The sequence below is a fragment of the Vibrio sp. V42_P2S4T144 genome, assembly GCF_009904715.1.
GTDB lineage: Bacteria > Pseudomonadota > Gammaproteobacteria > Enterobacterales > Vibrionaceae > Vibrio > Vibrio alginolyticus.
In genome coordinates this window covers 1-3,249 of record NZ_WXWS01000095.1, presented here as the reverse complement: position 1 = coordinate 3,249, position 3,249 = coordinate 1, and the positions used below count along the sequence as shown (strand labels likewise).

The following is a 3,249-nucleotide window of genomic DNA, read 5'->3' as shown; positions in this document are numbered from 1 at the left end:
GCTCTACAGTTACACCCATTTGTATAAAGCGGGATAGATCGAGTTGGTCTCGATATGAAGCAGCTTCTTCTAGTGCTAGAACAATAGCTTTTCGTAGCGATTGACTGAGTTCTTGCATGATTACCCCTCCAGGTTAATTTGGAATGTGCTAACTATTTCAAGCAATTTTTCTAATTTATGTTTCTTCCCATATCTCCCGAAGGTCATGTTCGGATTATTATGACCAACCACCTCTGCTACGCTATGTTCTGGAACATCCTGCTCTTTAAGAACATCAATGAATGTGTGGCGTAGTCCATAAGCGGTAGGACGCTTGCCAGCAAGCATACCCAACTTGGTTTGTAGCTTCCCGAACTGCGTTCGATACGTTTTAGTCCAATCCTTATCTGGCCCGAGTGGTGAGTAATTGAATAGAGGGGCATTGCCTTTATGACGGCGGCTTTCGCAAAATATGACGAAATCATCACGAATCGCAGGGTGAAGAGGGACATTTCGAACTGCATGCTCGTTTTTCAAGTGCTGATCTTTGGATTGGTCGGTGACTCGAAAATATGGGATCTCATCATCTACAACAATATCTTGGATATATGGCTGACAAGCTTCGCCAGTGCGTAACCCATGAAAGAGCTGTAGTTTAGTGATCCACTGAAAATCCAACGATTGCTGAGTAAACGCTGGACTTTTAATTAGTAATGTCAGTTCATCAGTTGTCCAACGCTCACGTTGTTCAGAGACATGCTTTTTACTTTTGAACTGGGGATTTAAGTCTTGAGCAGGGTTATTAGGAATATATTTCTTTGATTTTAGCCATTTGAAGAACTGCTTACTTGCTGAGAAATAGTCCTTATTGGTTTTGGTAGAACGTCCTTCAGAGTAGAGCAGATCTATATAACTATCTAGGTCAGAGCTACTGACTGTATTCCGATTTATGCCTTCGTTTTCAAGGAAATTGATGCAGTGACTTATGCGTTGCTCAAGTTGATGGATCGTAAGCTGTCGAACATTACGCTTCTTCTTACTTTCTAGAAATCGCTCAAGCAACTGAGTAAAAGGTACTACTTCGGCAGAGATGCTCTTTACGCTCGGTTCAGTCTCTTCGAGGTTAGTTAGATCGATACTACTTGGAATGTCTGAAACAATGTCATCTTCAAAATAAGCAACGGTTTCAGGGGGGAGTTTATAGGCTGTTGGCGAACAGAAAGATTTACGCAGCGTCTCCATCTGTTGGTGAAGGACAACCTTAAATTTGGGGAATAATACGGGATTGGTTAAATCAATTTGGCTAATAGCAACCTTAATGCAAGAAGCCATTTTAAAATTGCGCTCTATTGCTTCTGAGCGCTCTTTAGTTAAAAGACTAACTTTTATATCGAAAGGATAACCAAACTCACGTAGTGGTTTAGGGATGCAAATGCGGGTTTGATATACGCCATTGGGCGCTTTTTGTAAGTACATTGTCTCACCTCATTGTCATGAAAGTGATTTGCAGTACTGTAGATACGAAAAAGCCCTTGAAAATCAAGGGCTTAATGCGTAAGAAAAATGGCGGAGAGATAGGGATTTGAACCCTAGATACGCTATTAACGTATGCCGGTTTTCAAGACCGGTGCTTTCAACCACTCAGCCATCTCTCCGTTGTGGGCGGTATAATAAGGAGCATAGTCCGACTTGTAAAGTGCTGAATTATAATAGAAGTACTGTTTGCTTGTTTTATGATCACTGATGTGATGTTGGACAGTTTGAAAACGGAGTGAAAAAGGGACAAAAAGTACCAATTTATAGAGTTTTTACTTTATATTGGCGCACGTCAATAAAATGGTGTTTTATTGTTATCTTGCTGATATATAAGACATAACATGCTTTTAGGGTACATGTGTTCGCCCGAAAGTATTTGCAAGACTTTGTGAACTAATTCAAAATTAACTGGTATAGCCAGTTGTGCTTAGAATTCTTAAGGGTGTTTATGAAGGTCACAAATCTATTTAAAGACAAAGTTGATGCGATTTCTGCTCATCAATCCGAGTTTATGAATTGGATGTCTCCAACGTTACGCGATTATTGGAGTGACTTTTTGGGGAAAGCTCAAAATAGCTTTCTTTTCTCAAAAGTTCGTGATCACCAGCAGCCAGCCGTCAACGAAGAAGTTGCACCTCAACCTGCACCGATCGTAATGGCACCTGAGGCTCAAAAGCTTTATGACGAGTTAAGTGAAAAAATTGGCGAAGTTATTCACACTGGTGATTGGGTTCATGTGTCTCAAGAACGTATTAACCAATTTGGTGCGGTAACGGAAGACATGCAATGGATTCATACTGATCCAGAGCGTGCTTCAACTGAATCTCCATTTAAGACAACTATCGCTCATGGCTTTTTAACATTAGCATTGCTGCCTAAACTGACGGATTCAGTCGATCCAGACAAGCCAATGTTCCCAACAGCTAAGATGGTAGTTAACTTGGGTTTAAACCAAGTCCGTTTCCCTTACCCTGTCAAAGCAGGCAATAATGTTCGTGCAGTCAGCACGTTAACAAAAGTAACGCCAATCAAAAAAGGTTTGGAGATTGAGCGCGAAATTAAAGTGGAAATTGAAGGTATTCGTCGACCTGGTGCGGTTGTGGTCTCTGTAATTCAACTGCATTTCTAATTCCGAAACCGGATAGAACACGACATAGTAAAAGAGAGCATCAAGGTGCTCTCTTTTTCATTTTTACTGATTAAAGTTTTTTACTGGCGTATAACCGTAACCTGCAATCGCTTTTTGTCCCTGCTCTGAACGAAGGAAAGCGATAAAACCTTTACCTGCATCGCTAATCTTATCTACTTTGTATAGCACTAGGAATGGTCGCGCCAACTTGTACTTATGATTGCTAATGTTTGTCGAGGTTGGGTCAATACCATCTAACTGAATCGCCTTGATCGAGCGATCTACTGACCCTACAGAGATAAAACCAATGGCGCGAGTGTTATGGTTAACAATGGTTTTTACCATGCTGTTGCTGTTTACAACCAAGTTGTTTGGGCTGATATCCGAGACAAGGCGATCATTAACGATTTTGGTCAGTCCCAGCAAGCTTTCGAAGCTGTAACGTGAACCTGAAGACGCTTCTCTAGTAACCACCGCGATAGGCTGATCTGCGCCCCCGACCTCTTTCCAATTCTTAATTTTACCTTTGTAAATATCAAATAGTTGTTGCTGAGAAAGGTTTTCTACAGAGTTGGTACGGTTTACAACAACAGCGAGGCCATCAT

The 3,249-nt window shown here is 41.2% G+C and carries 3 protein-coding genes and 1 tRNA gene; 1 reads left to right on the top strand and 3 read right to left on the bottom strand.

What is annotated here, in order from left to right:
- Positions 1–120 precede the first annotated feature (120 nt).
- Both CAG68_RS03030 and CAG68_RS03025 read right to left on the bottom strand, forming a co-directional pair.
- A complete protein-coding gene (locus tag CAG68_RS03030) occupies positions 121–1,455 on the bottom strand; it encodes a tyrosine-type recombinase/integrase (RefSeq protein WP_161440772.1) in 1,335 nt (444 codons plus the stop codon).
- Between the two features lie 88 nt (positions 1,456–1,543).
- Positions 1,544–1,634, bottom strand: a tRNA-Ser gene (locus CAG68_RS03025).
- A gap of 329 nt (positions 1,635–1,963) precedes the next feature.
- On the opposite strand from CAG68_RS03025, the gene CAG68_RS03020 reads away from it, so the two are divergent.
- On the top strand, positions 1,964–2,644 hold the full coding sequence (locus CAG68_RS03020) for a MaoC family dehydratase (protein WP_005375670.1): 681 nt from the start codon (positions 1,964–1,966) through the stop codon (positions 2,642–2,644).
- 63 nt (positions 2,645–2,707) lie between these two features.
- Here CAG68_RS03020 and CAG68_RS03015 read toward each other — a convergent pair.
- Positions 2,708–3,249 (bottom strand): substrate-binding domain-containing protein (locus tag CAG68_RS03015; protein ID WP_161440771.1); only part of this gene is annotated, 542 nt, incomplete at its 5' end.